The sequence below is a fragment of the Pseudomonas sp. R43(2017) genome, assembly GCF_002112345.1.
Lineage (GTDB): Bacteria > Pseudomonadota > Gammaproteobacteria > Pseudomonadales > Pseudomonadaceae > Aquipseudomonas > Aquipseudomonas kribbensis.
The window spans coordinates 170,041-185,605 of record NZ_NEHJ01000011.1; the positions used below are offsets into that span (position 1 = coordinate 170,041).

Genomic DNA, 15,565 nt, shown 5'->3' on the forward strand with positions numbered 1-15,565 from the left:
GGGCAAAACAACATCTGGCGATCTGGGCTGCTAATGCTAGTGCCCAGACCGCCAAATGACCACGACAAACCGTTAGCGGAACGGCGGCTCGTCGAAGCTGCGCAGTTTGCGCGAGTGCAGCGAGTTGAGTTCAGTGCGCAGCAGGTCCACCGCTTCGATACCGATCTTCAAGTGCTGGCTGACCGCGCGCTCGTAGAACGCGTTGGCCGAACCCGGCAGCTTGATTTCACTGTGCAGCGGTTTGTCCGAAACACACAGCAACGTGCCGTACGGCACCCGCAGGCGATAACCCTGGGCGGCGATGGTGCCGCTTTCCATGTCCACCGCCACGGCGCGGGACAGGTTGATCAGCGGTCGCTCCTGGGCCCAGCGCAATTCCCAGTTGCGGTCGTCGTAGGTCAGCACGGTGCCAGTGCGCAGGCGCTTCTTCAGCTCTTCGCCCTTCTCGCCGGTGATGTTGGCCGCCGCTTGTTGCAGTGCCAGTTGCACTTCGGCCAGGGCCGGGATCGGAATGTTCGGCGGCACCACCCGGTCGAGAATCCCGTCGCGACGCATGTAAGCGTGAGCCAGCACATAGTCGCCGATGGTCTGCGACTGACGCAGGCCGCCGCAGTGACCGATCATCAGCCAGCAATGCGGACGCAGCACCGCCAGGTGATCGGTGATGTTCTTGGCGTTGGACGGACCGACGCCGATGTTCACCAGGGTCACGCCGTGGCCATCGCTGGCGATCAGGTGATAGGCCGGCATCTGGTAGCGGTGCCAGACCACACCGGCCGCAATCGCCGAGGCTTCGCCGTGATCCATGCCTTTTTCGATGATCACGTTGCCCGGCAGCACCATGCGCACGAAACGCGGGTCGCGGCGCAATTGCTCCAGGCCATGGACGATGAACTGGTCGACGTAACGGTGGTAGTTGGTCAGCAAAATCCACGGTTGCACATGGCGCCAGTCGCTGCCGGTGTAGTGCACCAGACGCCGCAGCGAGAAGTCGACGCGGGCCGCATCGAACAGTGCCAGCGGCAGCGGATCGGTGTTTTCCCAGTCGTAGAGACCGTCGGCGATGCCATCGGTGGCGGCGGACAGGTCGGTGCTCGGGAACACTCGCGCCAGCACGGCGGCGGTGACGCCGGAGCCGGCCAGTTCATCGCCCTGCTCGACCACGTATGGGTATGGAATGTTCTGTTCGCTGACGCCGACTTCCACAGTTACGGTGAAGTCATGCATCAGCGGCGTGAGCTGTTCCAGCAGGTATTTGCGAAACGCCGCCGGGTGGGTGACGGTCACGCTGTAGGTACCCGGCAACTGCACCTTGGCGTAGGCGCGGGTGGTCTGCGGGACTTCGCCCTGGCAGTGGTAGGTCAGACGCAGTTCGGGATAACGGAACAGGGCACGTTGCTCGGCGTCGGGCTCGACGCGATCCTTGAGATAACGCTTGAGCGCCGAGTTCAGCGCCGTGGTGGCCCGCTCATGCAGCTCAGCCAGACGATCCACGGCTTGTTCGGCGGTTTGAACGACAATAAACGCTTCGGTCACGATCAGCTTCCTGTGTTCTGACTTGCAGAGCTTCATCTTGCCTGCATCGTGGCTTCACGGAAACAGTGGCGTTGTGGCTATTCATCAATCTGACAGGTATAGGCGATCCCTGTGGGAGCGGGCTTGCCCGCGAAGGCGTCAGCACAGCCAACATTGATGTTGAATGCACCGGCGCCTTCGCGAGCAAGCTCGCTCCCACAGGGTGTTTCAGAAACCTTGCGGCGTCGAGCGGGCAACGATGGCTTCGACATCCAGCCCACGCGGCAACGCGCCGTAGACCCGACCGCCGCCACTCAGGCGACTGGCGATAAAGGCATCGCTGACCGCCGAATTCCCGGCCTCCAGCAACAGCTTCGCTTGCAGCCCCAGAGCGATGTTTTCGGTCAGTTGCCGCGCCCGATATTGAATGTCGCTGGTGTCCTTGAATGAGGCCTGCAATTGCTGGATATGCGCGGCCAATCGCTTGTCACCATGGCCGTCGCCCAGTTCGTTGAACAGCACATCGAGCACGCCTGGCTCTTTCGACAAGGCACGCAACACATCGAGGCATTGCACGTTGCCGGAACCTTCCCACGTCGAGTTCACCGGCGCTTCGCGGTACAGGCGCGGCAAGATGCTGTCTTCGACATACCCGGCGCCGCCCATGCATTCGGCGGCTTCGTTGATCATTCCCGGCGCACGTTTGCAGATCCAGTATTTGCCCACCGCCGTCACCAGGCGTGCGAATTGCGCTTCATGGCGATCATTCAGATGATCCAGTGCCTTGCCCATGCGCAGGCTCAACGCCAGCGCGGCTTCGCTTTCCAGCGCCAGATCGGCCAGCACGTTCTGCATCAGCGGTTGTTCGCTGAGCAGTTTGCCGCCGACCTTGCGGTGGGCGCAGTGATGGCTGGCCTGGGTCAGCGCCTGACGCATCAGTGAGCTGGAACCGACCATGCAATCGAAGCGGGTCATCGCCACCATCTCGATGATGGTCGGCACGCCGCGCCCTTCTTCACCGACCATCCACGCCAGCGCGCCACGAAACTCCACTTCGCTGGAGGCGTTGGACTGGTTGCCGAGTTTGTTTTTCAGACGCTGGATGTAGAACTGATTGCGCGTGTCGTCCGGGCGATGGCGCGGCAGCAGGAAACAGGTCAGGCCCTTGTCGGTCTGTGCCAGCGTGAGGAACGCATCGCACATTGGCGCCGAGCAGAACCACTTGTGGCCCACCAACTCATAAGCCTGGCCCGGGCCGCTGGCGCCGACCGGATAAGCCTTGGTGGTGTTGGCGCGCACGTCGGTGCCGCCCTGTTTCTCGGTCATCGCCATACCAATGGTGACGCCAGCCTTGTGGGCCATGCCGACATTGCGCGGGTCGTATTCGGTGGCGAGGATTTTCGGCAACCATTGTTCGGCCAGATCCGGCTGCAAGCGCATCGCGGGGACGCTGGCGAAGGTCATGGTCAACGGGCAACCGCTGCCGGCCTCGGCCTGGCTGTGCAGATAACTCATGGAGGCGCGAGCCACATGGGCGCCGTCCTGTGGATGGGCCCAGGGCAACGACGTCAGGCCGTGTTCGATGGCCGTGCGCATCAGCTCGTGATACGCGGGGTGGAACTCCACTAGATCAATACGATGACCGTAGCGGTCATGGCTGGCGAACACCGGTTTGTTCTGGTTGGCGAGGAACCCGGCCTCCATCAGCGGCCCGCCGGCCAATGCGCCGTAGGCATCGATCCGCGATTCGGCCCAGCCGGCGCCGAACCGCCGCGACCACTCCTGCAGTGGCAGGTCGATGCGGTACAGGTTGGTGCCGTCCAGCGACGGTGGCTGGTTGGTCACTTCGTGGGTTTCGGCGAACTGATGCAGGTTCATGACGGGGCTCCTTGATCGGCCAGAGCTTCAGTTAAGCACCGCCCCCGGACCGATCAAAGTGTCATATCGGCCTAAATGCCGGCGCTTTCACCCTGTCAGCAACTCAATACCCGCCGCTGCATCGCGACCTGCAAGTCTTCGAATTTCACCGGTTTGCTCAGGTAATCGATGGAGCCGGCGGAAGCGCAATGCTCGCGATCCGCCCCCTGCGCGATCATGAATACCGGCAGACTGGCGCAGCCCGGCAGGTCATGAATCTGGCAACACAGCGAGGCCCCATCCAGCGGCGGCAACTGGCAATCGATCAGCACCGCATCGAACGCTTCGCGCTGCAGGCATTCGAGGGCTGCGGCACCGTGGTCGGCGGTGCGCACGCGGAAACCGAGCTTGAGCAACATCCCGCGCATCACCAATTGATTGACGCTGTTGTCGTCCACCAGCAACACGGTGCAGTCCTGCGGTGCGCGTATGGCATCGCGAACAAGCGTCGGCGCGGCTTCGACGGCCGGCAATTCAAACTCGACGTCCAGCTGGAAACGACTGCCGCGTCCCGGCTCGGAACGGTGCGTGAGTTTGCCGCCGAGCAGTTCCACCAGCTGTCGGCAGATCGCCAGACCGACGCCCAGGCCGCCGTATTCGCGGGTCATTGAACCGTCGAGCTGGAAGAAACGCTGATACAGCGTGGCTTCGCCCAGATCGGTAAACCCGATGCCGGTGTCGATCACCGCAAAGGATAGCGCCAGGCGATTGTCCGTCGATGGTTTGCCGGTGACCCGCAGGGCGAGACCGCCGACGCGGGTGAACTTGATCGCGTTATCCAGCAGGCATTCCAGGCATTGCGCGAGTTTGGCGCTGTCGCCATGCAGGCGATCCGGCAGGGTTGGCAGCACGTCGACCTTGAAGTCCAGCGACTTGCTGGACGCATTGCCGTCGAACTGCACGCGCAGCGCCTCGACCACCGCCCGCAGGCTGAAACTGCCCGGCGTGGCCTTGAGCTTGCCGGCCTGCAATTCGGTCAGGGTCAGGATGCCATTGACCATGCGCATCATGTCCCGGGCCGAACCGGCGGCGGTCTGTTGGTATTGCTCCAGCTCCGGGTCCAGCTCGACGGTTTGCATCAGTTCCAGTGAACCAATCACCCCGTTCATCGGCGTGCGCAGTTCGTGGGTCAGGGTCGCGAGGAATTCGTCCTTGAGCTTGTTGCTGTGAGCCAGTTGCTGGTTCAGCACTTCCAGCTTCTGGCCGGCGTCGAACAGGGTCTGCGCCTGTTGTTCACGCATCGCATTAATGCGGTCGGCCAGTGCCAGCGACAGCAGCGCCACTTCGATGGCCGAGCCGATCTGGCTGGCGTACATGGTCAGGAACACGTTCGGCAGCAACCCCAGAACCATCATCGTGTTGACGATCCCGCCGAGCAGAAACGCCGACCAGGCGATGATGAAATAGCGCGCCACGCGCAGACCGCGCCACCAGGCGAGGATCCCGGCGGCGAAGATCACCACGGTAAAGGTCAGCGCCAGGGTCGTCGCCAGGCGTAGGGCCAGCGCGTAACTGGTCATCAGCGACAGACCGATCACCAGCGCACCGAACACGATCAGGGCGATCAACAGCCGGTCGAGCCAGCGGCTGTGGTTTTTGGTCTGCAGGAAACTGCGAGCGAACTGGCTGCCGAACAGGCCTGCGCAACCGATGAAGAACGGCGTCGCAGCGTTGGCCCACCAGGGGTTATCCGGCCAGAAATACTCGACCGCCGCGCCATTCACCGACAGCTGGTACAGGCCGAACGACGCGATATAGAAGATGTAATAGAGGTAGCTGGTATCGCGCACGCTGAGGTAGATGAACAGGTTGTAGACCAGCATCCCCAGCAGTACGCCATAAATCAGACCCAACACGTACAGGCGCACCGGCTGGTCTTCGAGGTACGCGGTACTCGACCACAACGTCACCGGCGCCTGGATCGAGCCTTCGCTGGACAGTCGCAAATAGACGGTCTGTTGCTGGTCAGGCTTGAACGTGAGGTTGAACAGATAGTTGTTCTGCCGGATCTCGCGACTGGCGAACGGCAACGCGTCCCCGGTCTGGCGCACCAGACGATAGTCGCCGGCGGCGTCGGGCAGATACAGGTCGAGGTGATCGAGCGGCGGATAAGCCAACTCCAGCAGCCAGGTACGCTGCGCCGCCGGATTGCTCGGACGGTAATGCAGGTCGATCTTCAGCCAGAACGCCGAGCGCGAGTAACCGGCATTGAGCGTGGCTTTATCGTGTTTTTTGAATTGCCCGGCAGCGGCCTGCGCGCGGACGTCGGCAATGCTCGCCTGACCGCTCGGGTCTTCGAACACTTGCAGGGATCGACCCAGGGGGAGGCTCTGGGTGAACTCGTCGAACTCGACGGCGTTTGCCAGGAGGGGCAAACAGAACAGCAACATCAACAAATAGCGCATTGAAGCCCCAGCGTGGCTTGTCCGGTTGTGTCAGGAAGCCCCCCATTCCCTTTGAGATGACGTAAAACCGGTATTACCTGTTATTGGTTTGGATCCACTCTAGCATAGCCGTTGATGGCCATTGAGCACCATGGAAATTTTTCTGACAAAGGCTCTAGAACGGGCGTTTCAGAGCAAAACACCGAGCTAGAGCTGTTGGCTTGGTCAGATTGTTACAACCATTGCGGATCCGGTTATCGAGGTTATCGGCCAAGCGCTGCGCCACAACACCCGAAAAACAGGTTTGGTGGTAAGCTCGCGCACCATGAATATCTACAGCTCACGCCCCGTTGTCCTCTGTCTCTCCGGCCACGACCCCAGTGGTGGCGCCGGCTTGCAGGCAGATATCGAAGCCCTTCTCGCTCAGGGTTGCCATGCGGCTCCGGCCGTCACCGCCCTGACCGTGCAAGACACTGTCAACGTCACTGACTTTCGCGTCCTCGACCGTGAGTGGGTACTGGCCCAGGCCAATGCCGTGCTCAACGATTCCGAAGTCGCGGCAGTGAAACTGGGCATGCTCGGTTCCCTGGAAATGGTCGACACCGTTGTCGAACTGCTCCAGGCGCACCCGCACTTGCCGGTGGTCTGCGACCCGGTGCTGCGCGCCGGCGGTGGCGGACGCCTGGGCAAGGACGAGGTCGGCTACGCCATGCGCGAACGCCTGCTGCCGCTGTCGATCATCGCCACCCCCAACCTTCCCGAAGCCCGGATCCTCGCCGAACTGCCAGAAGGCACCGCGGACGAGTGTGCTGAAAAACTGTTGCCGTTCATCAAGAACCTGCTGATCACCGGCGGCCACGGCGACGAAACCGAAATCCACAATCGCCTGTACAGCCGTGACGGCCTGCGCGAAACCTTCAAGTGCCAGCGCCTGCCGGGCAGCTATCACGGCTCCGGCTGCACCCTGGCCAGTACCCTCGCCGGCCGTCTGGCTCAGGGCGAAAACCTGGCCAGCGCCGTGCGTACCGCGCTGGATTACACCTGGCGCACCCTGCGCGATGCCGAACAACTGGGCAAAGGCCAGTTCGTGCCGCGTCGCCTGCCGCTGGATTTCTGCTCGTAACGTCGTGAGGTCTGCCTGATGAAACTACGTGGCCTGTACGCCATTACCGACGGTCCATTGCTGGCCGGCAAGTTTCTGCCGTACGTGGAGGCGGCGCTGGAAGGCGGCGTCACCCTCCTGCAATACCGCGACAAGAGCAGCGACGAAGCCCGGCGCCTGCGTGAGGCCGAGGCCTTGCGTGACCTATGCGAACGCTACAAGACCCAGTTGATCATCAACGATGACGCCGAACTGGCCGCACGCCTGAACGTCGGTGTGCACTTGGGCCAGACCGACGGCCCGCTGTCGCCGACCCGCGCCCTGCTCGGTTCGAAAGCGATTATCGGATCGACCTGCCACGCGCAGCTCGAACTGGCCGAACAGGCCGCCAAAGAAGGCGCGAGCTACGTCGCCTTCGGTCGCTTCTTCAATTCCAACACCAAACCCGGCGCGCCGAGTTGCAGCCTCGACCTGCTCGACGAGGCCAAACGCACTTTGCACCTGCCGATCTGCGCGATTGGCGGCATCACCCTCGACAACGCCGCGCCGCTGGTGGCCCACGGTGTCGATCTGCTGGCCGTGGTCCATGGCCTGTTCGGCGCCGACAGCACCGCCGAAGTGACCCGCCGCGCCCGCGCATTCAACGAATTACTAAAAGTCTGAGAGCCCGATCATGTCTCGTTCCGAAACCCTGTTTGCCAACGCCCAGAAACACATTCCCGGTGGCGTGAACTCGCCGGTTCGCGCGTTCAAGAGCGTCGGCGGCACGCCGCTGTTCTTCAAGCACGCCGAAGGCGCCTACGTCACCGACGAAGACAACAAGCGTTATGTGGATTACGTCGGTTCCTGGGGCCCGATGATCCTCGGCCACAGCCACCCGGACGTGCTGGACGCTGTGCGTAACCAGTTGCAACACGGCCTGTCCTACGGCGCGCCTACCGCGATGGAAACCGAGATGGCCGACCTGGTCTGCTCGCTGGTGCCGTCGATGGAAATGGTGCGCATGGTCAGCTCCGGCACCGAAGCGACCATGAGCGCAATCCGTCTGGCCCGTGGTTTCACCGGCCGCGACAGCATCATCAAGTTCGAAGGCTGCTACCACGGTCACTCCGACAGCCTGCTGGTCAAGGCCGGCTCCGGCGCACTGACCCAGGGCGTGCCAAGCTCGGCCGGCGTACCGGCTGCGTTCGCCAAACACACCCTGACCCTGCCGTTCAACGACATCGACGCCGTTGAAAAAATGCTCGCCGAAGTCGGTCAGGACGTGGCGTGCATCATCGTCGAGCCGGTGGCCGGCAACATGAACTGCGTGCCGCCGGCGCCAGGCTTCCTCGAAGGCCTGCGCAGCCTGTGCGACAAGCACGGCGTGGTGCTGATTTTCGACGAAGTGATGACCGGCTTCCGTGTGGCCCTCGGCGGCGCCCAGGCTTACTACGGCGTGACCCCGGATCTGACCACCTTCGGCAAGATCATCGGCGGCGGCATGCCGGTCGGCTGCTTCGGCGGCAAGCGTTCGATCATGGAGCGCATCGCACCGCTGGGCCCGGTCTATCAGGCGGGCACTCTGTCGGGCAACCCGCTGGCGATGGCCGCCGGCCTGACCACCCTGCGCCTGATCAGCCGTCCGGGTTTCCACGCCGAGCTGACCGACTACACCACTCGCCTGCTCGACGGCCTGCAACAACGTGCTGACGCGGCGGGCATTCCGTTCGTGACCACCCAGGCCGGCGGCATGTTCGGTCTGTACTTCAGCGGCGCTGACGACATCGTTACTTTCGAAGACGTGATGGCCAGCGATGCGGCTCTGTTCGGTCGCTTCTTCCACCTGATGCTCGAAGGTGGCGTGTACCTGGCACCGAGCGCATTCGAAGCCGGTTTCACCTCGATCGCCCACGGCGAAGCCGAACTGAAACTGACCCTCGACGCCGCCGAGCGCGCGTTCGCCAAACTGAAGTAATGGCTGGATCGCTGACGTTGGCCATTGCCAGCGTCAGCTTTCACCTACATTCCAGCGTTTTCTCCGACGCTTCTGCCAAAAATCTCCCGCAAACCGGGTGATATATTCCCCACACAGCAGAAAATCGAGTAAAGACTTTGTAAGGTGGCCCCTGCTTATTTCATAATGCGCGCTTATTGGATCCCTCGACGGGTCCGCGCGCCCTTCAGAGGTAAGTCGATTCCCATGAACCGCACCGGCCGCACCCTTGCCTTGGGCTGCCTGTTGCTCCTTCAGCCGCTGCTCGCACATGCACAAGCAGGCGGCAACTCGTTGTTGATCCCGGCGATGGGTCGCTGCACCCTCAATACTCAGCCGCAAGATGTCACGCAGGCCCTCGCCGCCTGCCAAAAGGCAGCGGATGAAGGGGATGCGCAAGCGCAATACGAGTTGGGTGAGTTCTACTACGACGGCAAGAATGCGCCGCGCGACCTCAATCAAGCCCTGAGCTATTTCGAGAAGGCCTCGCTGCAAGGCCACGCCCAGGCGCAATTCAAGCTCGGCACCATGTTCTTCCACGGTGAAGGCGTGCAGGCCAACAACATTCAGGCTTACATCGTGCTGAAGATGGCCGCGGTCAACGGCGCCGAAGATGCGCTCGACACCGCCGACGAAGTGTCTGAAAAAATGTCCCGCGAAGACCTGGAAACCGCAACCCAGGTGCTCGGGCAAATTTTCCGTAAATACCTGATGGAACTGCAGAGCGCCGATGGGCGTACGCCGTTCTCGCCCCTGCCGTAGCTCCTGACGTAGCTCCTTTTCCCGCCCTGCTTACTTTTCGGGCATCGGTACCGGGAACGGCATCACATTGCCAACACCGCCACGGGCTTCGCTGATTTTCGGCGTGCCGAGGCGTTCCACTTCGTCGATGCGCACGATCGAATGCATCGGCACAAAGCTGCGCACCACGCCTTCGAACTGTGCCTTGAGCTTCTCTTCGCTCGGGTCGACGACCACCTGGGTGCGCTCGCCAAAGACGAACTCTTCCACTTCCAGGAAGCCCCACAGATCACTTTGATAGATCTGCTTGGCGTACATTTCGAACACCTGGCCCTGGTTGAGGAAAATCACCTTGTAGATTGGAGCTTCGCGTTTGGTCATGGCGGGCGGACAACACATCGGGGTAAAAATGAGGGCGCGAACTATAGCATAGCCACCGGACGCGCAACGGTAGGAACCTGGGGACATGTTCCCTATAATGCGCGGTTCTTTGAACCACGTGACGACCCTATTCCATGGCCAAGAAGCTTTACATCGAAACCCACGGTTGCCAGATGAACGAGTACGACAGCTCGCGCATGGTCGATCTGCTGGGCGAACACCAGGCCCTGGAAGTCACGGCGCGCGCCGAAGATGCCGACGTGATCCTGCTCAACACCTGCTCGATCCGCGAACGCGCCCAGGACCGGGTGTATTCCCAGCTCGGCCGCTGGCGCGAACTGAAACTGGCCAACCCGGACATGGTGATCGCCGTCGGCGGTTGCGTGGCCAGCCAGGAAGGCGCGGCGATCCGTGATCGCGCCCCGTACGTCGACGTGGTGTTCGGCCCGCAGACCCTGCACCGCCTGCCGGAAATGATCGACGCCGCGCGCATCAGCAAGCTGCCGCAAGTGGACGTCTCGTTCCCGGAAATCGAAAAATTCGACCACCTGCCCGAGCCGCGCATCGATGGCCCGAGCGCCTACGTGTCGGTGATGGAAGGCTGCAGCAAGTACTGCACGTTCTGCGTGGTGCCTTACACCCGTGGCGAAGAGGTCAGCCGGCCGTTCGACGATGTGATCGCCGAGATCATCCATCTGGCGGAAAACGGCGTGCGTGAAGTGACCCTGCTGGGGCAGAACGTCAACGGCTATCGCGGTCTGACCCACGACGGTCGTCTGGCGGATCTGGCGGAACTGATCCGCGTCGTCGCAGCGGTCGATGGCATCGACCGCATCCGCTACACCACCTCGCACCCGCTGGAATTCTCCGACAGCCTGATCCAGGCCCACGCCGAAGTGCCGGAACTGGTGAAGCACCTGCATTTGCCGGTGCAGTCGGGTTCGGACCGGATCCTGGCGGCGATGAAACGCAACCACACGGCGCTGGAGTACAAATCCAAACTGCGCAAACTGCGCGCTGCCGTACCGGGCATCTGCATCAGCTCGGACTTCATCGTCGGCTTCCCGGGGGAAACCGAGAAGGATTTCGAACAGACCATGAAGCTGATTGCCGACGTCGGCTTCGACTTTTCCTACTCGTTCGTCTACAGCCAGCGCCCGGGCACCCCGGCGGCCGATCTGGCCGACGACACTCCAGAAGAACTGAAGAAAGAACGCCTGAACGCCTTGCAGCATCGCCTGAACCAGCAAGGCTTCGAGATCAGCCGACAAATGGTCGGTTCGGTCCAGCGGATTCTGGTGACCGACTATTCGAAGAAAGACCCGGGCGAGCTGCAAGGGCGCACCGAGAATAATCGTATCGTCAACTTCCGCTGCGACAATCCGACCCTGATCGGCCAGTTCGCCGACGTGCATATCGATGCGGCACAACCGCACTCGCTGCGCGGCTCGCTGATCCAGTAACACCGCATATCCCATGTGGGAGCGAGCTTGCTCGCGAAGGCTGCGACACATTCAACATTCCTGTGTCTGACAGACCGCTTTCGCGAGCAAGCTCGCTCCCACAGAAACAGCATCAATTTAAGAGCTTTCGCACCCACGCCACTGGCGTTATCCTTGATTTCATCCCAATTGCCCCAGGGCGGCTAAATACGACCTTGAACGCACCCATAGAACCTCATCGTTTCATCCTCGAGCCTTTTGAGGCTCGCCGCTTCGCCAATCTGTGCGGGCAGTTCGACGAACACCTGCGCCTGATCGAACAGCGCCTGGCCATCGAGATCCGCAACCGCGGCAATCAGTTCGAGCTGATCGGCGAACCCAAGCACACCACTTCCGCGGAAAACCTGATTCGCCGCCTGTACCGGGAAACCAAGGGTTCAGAGCTGTCGCCGGATACGGTTCACCTGTTCCTCCAGGAATCGGCCGTCGAGCAACTGGACAACCACGCCCCCGCCGAAGCCTCCGTCGCCCTGCGCACCAAGAAAGGCATGATTCGCCCACGCGGCTTGAATCAGCTGCGCTATGTGAAGGAAATTCTCGGTAACGACATCAACTTCGGCATCGGCCCGGCCGGTACCGGCAAGACCTATCTGGCCGTGGCCTGCGCCGTTGATGCGCTGGAACGCGAGCAGATCCGCCGCATCCTGCTGGTGCGTCCGGCGGTCGAAGCGGGCGAGAAACTCGGCTTCCTGCCCGGCGACCTGTCGCAAAAGATCGACCCGTACCTGCGCCCGCTCTACGACGCCCTCTATGAAATGCTCGGCTTCGAATACGTGGCCAAGCTGATCGAGCGTCAGGTGATCGAGGTAGCACCGCTGGCCTACATGCGCGGTCGCACGCTGAACAACAGCTTCATCATTCTCGACGAAAGCCAGAACACCACCGTCGAGCAGATGAAGATGTTCCTGACCCGGATCGGTTTCGGCTCCACAGCCGTGATCACCGGCGACATCACTCAGGTCGACCTGCCGCGCGGCACCAAATCCGGACTTCATCACGTCATCGAAGTCCTGAAGGATGTGCCGGGTATCAGCTTCACCCACTTCCAGCCCAAAGACGTGGTGCGCCACCCGCTGGTGCAACGCATCGTCGAAGCCTACGAGCGCTTCGAAACGCGCCTGGCCGATGAAGCGCCAAAGGACACTCGCCACGATGCTTGAGCTTGACCTGCAAATCGCGACCGAAGCGTCTGCGCCGACCGAAGCCGAATTCCGCCAATGGTGCGAACTGGCCCTGCGCCAGCGCACCGCCGACTCGGAAATGACCATTCGTCTGGTCGACGAAGAAGAAGGCCGCGAACTGAATCACACCTGGCGCCACAAGGATTACGCGACCAACGTCCTGTCCTTTCCGGCCGAAGTGCCCGACGAGTTTCTCGACATCCCGCTGCTGGGCGATCTGGTGATCTGCGTGGCCGTGGTTGAGCGCGAAGCCGCCGAACAGGGCAAGGAACTAAAGGCCCACTGGGCACATCTGGTCATTCACGGCTGCTTGCATCTGCTTGGTTACGACCATATAGATGACGAGGAAGCCGAGGAAATGGAAGCACTGGAACGCGAGTTGCTTGCCGAATTGGGTTATCCCGATCCGTACGCGGACGACGAAACCGAAACATCCCCTATCGTTACAACAAAGGATTCAGAGTAATCGCTATGAGCGAAGATCGATCGAGCAACGGGCAGAAGTCCTGGCTGGGTAAACTGACCCAGGCTTTTGCCCACGAGCCGAAGAACCGCCAGGAGCTGCTGGAGCTGCTGCGCGATGCACATCAGAACAAACTGCTGGACAGCGAAGCGCTGGCCATCGTCGAAGGCGCCATCCAGGTGGCTGACCTGCAAGTACGCGACATTATGGTGCCGCGCTCGCAGATGATCAGCATCAAGGCGACCCAGACACCCCGCGAATTCCTCCCTGCCGTGGTCGACTCGGCTCACTCGCGCTATCCGGTCATCGGCGAAAGCCATGACGACGTGATGGGCGTGCTGCTGGCCAAGGATCTGCTGCCGCTGATCCTCAAGGAGAACGGCGACAGCTTCAACATCAAGGACCTGTTGCGCCCGGCCACGTTCGTGCCGGAGTCCAAGCGTCTGAACGTGTTGCTGCGCGAATTCCGCGCCAACCACAATCACATGGCCATCGTCATCGACGAATACGGCGGTGTGGCGGGTCTGGTGACCATCGAAGACGTGCTCGAGCAAATCGTCGGCGACATCGAAGACGAGCACGACGTCGAAGAAGACAGCTACATCAAGCCACTGCCCAGCGGTGATTTCCTGATCAAGGCCCTGACGCCGATCGAGAACTTCAACGAGTTCTTCGACAGCGAATTCTCCGATGACGAATTCGACACCGTCGGCGGGCTGGTGATGAGCGCGTTCGGGCACTTGCCAAAACGCAACGAAATCACTGAAATCGGCGCTTATCGTTTCCGCATCCTGAACGCCGACAGCCGTCGGATTCATTTGCTGCGACTTACGCCAATCGCCCGGTAAATTTAAGGACTGAAATGCGCTGGACAACCCGCCCCGGCTGGCCCGGTAACCTGCTGGCCGTGGCGGCCGGTGCAATCACCACCTTCGCGCTGGCACCGTTCGATCTCTGGCCGCTGGCCCTGCTGGCGGTTGGCCTGTTCTATGCCGGCCTGCGCGAGCTGAGCCCGCGCCAGGCCCTGGGTCGCGGCTGGTGCTTCGGTTTCGGCCTGTTCGGCGCCGGCACCAGCTGGATCTATTACAGCATCCACCATTTCGGCGGCGCTTCGGTGCTGCTGGCCGGGTTCCTGATGCTGATTTTCACCGCGGCCATTGCCTGGTTCTTCGCCCTGCCCGCCTGGTTATGGGCGCGCTGGCTGCGTCGCAACGAGGCGCCGCTGGCCGATGCCCTGGCCTTCGCGGCATTGTGGGTTGGCCAGGAAGCATTTCGTGGCTGGTTCCTCACCGGTTTCCCGTGGCTGTATTCCGGTTACAGCCAGCTCGATGGTCCACTGGCCGGGCTCGCGCCGGTGGGCGGCATGTGGCTGGTTTCCTTCGTCCTCGCGCTGACCGCTGCGCTGATCTACAACGCACCGCGTCTGTTGCAGAGCGGTCGTAAAGGCTTTATCGCCGCAGGTCTGGTGCTGCTGGTCGGCCCTTGGGCGGCGGGCATCGCCTTGAAGGGCCATGCCTGGACCAGTCCGTCCGGCGCACCGCTGACCGTTGCCGCCATTCAAGGCAACGTCGAGCAAAGCATGAAATGGGACCCGGCGCAGCTCAACGCGCAACTGGCGCTGTACCGTGACCTGAGTTTCCGCTCGAAACCGGTGGATCTGCTGATCTGGCCGGAAACCGCCGTCCCGGTGCTGAAGGAGTCCGCCGAGGGCTACCTGAACATGATGGGCACCTTCGCCGCCGAGCGTAAATCGGCGCTGATCACGGGTGTGCCGATCCGCCAGACGGTGCGTCACGAAAAACGCTTTTTCAACGGCATTACCGTGGTCGGCGAAGGCGATGGTACGTATCTGAAGCAGAAGCTGGTGCCGTTCGGCGAATACGTTCCGTTACAGGACCTGCTGCGCGGGCTGATCGCGTTCTTCGATCTGCCGATGTCCGACTTCGCTCGCGGTCCTGCGGATCAGCCGCTGTTGCAGGCCAAGGGTTATCAAATTGCGCCGTTCATCTGCTACGAAGTGGTGTACCCGGAGTTCGCTGCAAGTCTGGCGGCACACAGCGATCTGCTGCTGACCATCAGCAACGACACCTGGTTCGGCACCTCCATCGGCCCGCTGCAACACCTGCAGATGGCGCAGATGCGCGCTCTTGAAGCCGGGCGCTGGATGATCCGCGCCACCAACAATGGCGTGACCGGCCTGATCAACCCGTTCGGGCAGATCACCGAGCGCATTCCGCAGTTCGAGCAAGGCGTGCTCTACGGCGAAGTGGTGCCGATGCACAACCTGACGCCGTACCTGCAATGGCGCTCGTGGCCGCTGATCATCCTGTGCGTGGTGCTGTTTGGCTGGGCGCTGATGACCAACCGGATGTCCAAGACCCTCTGACAATTGAATGGCTTCCGC

Annotated in this window: 13 protein-coding genes; 9 read left to right on the plus strand and 4 right to left on the minus strand. The window is 61.8% G+C overall.

Annotated features, from left to right (window positions below; all coding sequences use genetic code 11):
• Window positions 1-72 precede the first annotated feature (72 nt).
• The 3 genes from amn to CAG02_RS27435 all read right to left on the minus strand — a co-directional run bounded on the left by amn (window position 73) and on the right by CAG02_RS27435 (window position 5,837).
• Window positions 73-1,572, minus strand: coding sequence for an AMP nucleosidase (gene amn, locus CAG02_RS27425; RefSeq protein ID WP_162130486.1), 1,500 nt, complete (start codon window positions 1,570-1,572; stop codon window positions 73-75).
• A 171-nt stretch (window positions 1,573-1,743) separates the two neighbouring features.
• On the minus strand, window positions 1,744-3,393 hold the full coding sequence (locus CAG02_RS27430; RefSeq protein WP_085712265.1) for an acyl-CoA dehydrogenase family protein: 1,650 nt from the start codon (window positions 3,391-3,393) through the stop codon (window positions 1,744-1,746).
• 95 nt (window positions 3,394-3,488) lie between these two features.
• Window positions 3,489-5,837, minus strand: coding sequence for a hybrid sensor histidine kinase/response regulator (locus CAG02_RS27435; RefSeq protein ID WP_085712266.1), 2,349 nt, complete (start codon window positions 5,835-5,837; stop codon window positions 3,489-3,491).
• Window positions 5,838-6,141: 304 nt separating this feature from the next.
• Between CAG02_RS27435 and CAG02_RS27440 the strand changes: the two genes are divergently transcribed.
• The 4 genes from CAG02_RS27440 to CAG02_RS27455 all read left to right on the plus strand — a co-directional run bounded on the left by CAG02_RS27440 (window position 6,142) and on the right by CAG02_RS27455 (window position 9,655).
• On the plus strand, window positions 6,142-6,939 hold the full coding sequence (locus CAG02_RS27440; RefSeq protein WP_085712267.1) for a hydroxymethylpyrimidine/phosphomethylpyrimidine kinase: 798 nt from the start codon (window positions 6,142-6,144) through the stop codon (window positions 6,937-6,939).
• An 18-nt stretch (window positions 6,940-6,957) separates the two neighbouring features.
• Window positions 6,958-7,581 carry a thiamine phosphate synthase gene (gene thiE / locus CAG02_RS27445; protein WP_085712268.1) on the plus strand — a complete coding sequence of 208 codons (624 nt, stop codon included), beginning with the start codon at window positions 6,958-6,960 and terminating at the stop codon, window positions 7,579-7,581.
• Between the two features lie 10 nt (window positions 7,582-7,591).
• Window positions 7,592-8,875 carry a glutamate-1-semialdehyde 2,1-aminomutase gene (gene hemL / locus CAG02_RS27450; RefSeq protein ID WP_085712269.1) on the plus strand — a complete coding sequence of 428 codons (1,284 nt, stop codon included), beginning with the start codon at window positions 7,592-7,594 and terminating at the stop codon, window positions 8,873-8,875.
• Between the two features lie 225 nt (window positions 8,876-9,100).
• The gene (locus CAG02_RS27455; protein ID WP_003228518.1) at window positions 9,101-9,655 is read left to right on the plus strand and encodes a tetratricopeptide repeat protein; all 555 of its coding nucleotides are present in this window, start codon (window positions 9,101-9,103) and stop codon (window positions 9,653-9,655) included.
• 30 nt (window positions 9,656-9,685) lie between these two features.
• On the opposite strand, the gene CAG02_RS27460 is transcribed toward CAG02_RS27455, so the two are convergent.
• Window positions 9,686-10,015 carry a DUF1820 family protein gene (locus tag CAG02_RS27460; protein WP_007958692.1) on the minus strand — a complete coding sequence of 110 codons (330 nt, stop codon included), beginning with the start codon at window positions 10,013-10,015 and terminating at the stop codon, window positions 9,686-9,688.
• A gap of 134 nt (window positions 10,016-10,149) precedes the next feature.
• Here CAG02_RS27460 and miaB point away from each other — a divergent pair, with 134 nt between their 5' ends.
• The 5 genes from miaB to lnt all read left to right on the plus strand — a co-directional run bounded on the left by miaB (window position 10,150) and on the right by lnt (window position 15,547).
• On the plus strand, window positions 10,150-11,478 hold the full coding sequence (gene miaB / locus CAG02_RS27465; RefSeq protein ID WP_011336083.1) for a tRNA (N6-isopentenyl adenosine(37)-C2)-methylthiotransferase MiaB: 1,329 nt from the start codon (window positions 10,150-10,152) through the stop codon (window positions 11,476-11,478).
• A gap of 194 nt (window positions 11,479-11,672) precedes the next feature.
• Complete coding sequence (locus CAG02_RS27470) at window positions 11,673-12,677, plus strand: PhoH family protein (protein WP_011336084.1); 1,005 nt, start codon at window positions 11,673-11,675, stop codon at window positions 12,675-12,677.
• Complete coding sequence (ybeY, locus tag CAG02_RS27475) at window positions 12,670-13,164, plus strand: rRNA maturation RNase YbeY (protein ID WP_085712270.1); 495 nt, start codon at window positions 12,670-12,672, stop codon at window positions 13,162-13,164. The genes CAG02_RS27470 and ybeY overlap by 8 nt, the downstream gene beginning before the upstream one ends.
• Before the next feature lie 5 nt (window positions 13,165-13,169).
• Window positions 13,170-14,009 (plus strand): HlyC/CorC family transporter, encoded by an 840-nt coding sequence (locus CAG02_RS27480; protein WP_007909641.1) that lies wholly within the window; start codon window positions 13,170-13,172, stop codon window positions 14,007-14,009.
• 14 nt (window positions 14,010-14,023) lie between these two features.
• Entirely contained in the window at window positions 14,024-15,547 is a 1,524-nt protein-coding gene (gene lnt / locus CAG02_RS27485; RefSeq protein ID WP_085712271.1) for an apolipoprotein N-acyltransferase, read from the plus strand.
• Window positions 15,548-15,565: the final 18 nt, after the last annotated feature.

What these genes read in the sequence shown, in the direction of transcription:
- amn (WP_162130486.1), bottom strand. Translation starts at nt 1,572, where the DNA reads ATGAAGCTCTGCAAGTCAGAACACAGGAAGCTGATCGTGACCGAAGCG.
- CAG02_RS27430 (WP_085712265.1), bottom strand. Translation starts at nt 3,393, where the DNA reads ATGAACCTGCATCAGTTCGCCGAAACCCACGAAGTGACCAACCAGCCA.
- CAG02_RS27435 (WP_085712266.1), bottom strand. Translation starts at nt 5,837, where the DNA reads ATGCGCTATTTGTTGATGTTGCTGTTCTGTTTGCCCCTCCTGGCAAAC.
- CAG02_RS27440 (WP_085712267.1), top strand. Translation starts at nt 6,142, where the DNA reads ATGAATATCTACAGCTCACGCCCCGTTGTCCTCTGTCTCTCCGGCCAC.
- thiE (WP_085712268.1), top strand. Translation starts at nt 6,958, where the DNA reads ATGAAACTACGTGGCCTGTACGCCATTACCGACGGTCCATTGCTGGCC.
- hemL (WP_085712269.1), top strand. Translation starts at nt 7,592, where the DNA reads ATGTCTCGTTCCGAAACCCTGTTTGCCAACGCCCAGAAACACATTCCC.
- CAG02_RS27455 (WP_003228518.1), top strand. Translation starts at nt 9,101, where the DNA reads ATGAACCGCACCGGCCGCACCCTTGCCTTGGGCTGCCTGTTGCTCCTT.
- CAG02_RS27460 (WP_007958692.1), bottom strand. Translation starts at nt 10,015, where the DNA reads ATGACCAAACGCGAAGCTCCAATCTACAAGGTGATTTTCCTCAACCAG.
- miaB (WP_011336083.1), top strand. Translation starts at nt 10,150, where the DNA reads ATGGCCAAGAAGCTTTACATCGAAACCCACGGTTGCCAGATGAACGAG.
- ybeY (WP_085712270.1), top strand. Translation starts at nt 12,670, where the DNA reads ATGCTTGAGCTTGACCTGCAAATCGCGACCGAAGCGTCTGCGCCGACC.
- CAG02_RS27480 (WP_007909641.1), top strand. Translation starts at nt 13,170, where the DNA reads ATGAGCGAAGATCGATCGAGCAACGGGCAGAAGTCCTGGCTGGGTAAA.
- lnt (WP_085712271.1), top strand. Translation starts at nt 14,024, where the DNA reads ATGCGCTGGACAACCCGCCCCGGCTGGCCCGGTAACCTGCTGGCCGTG.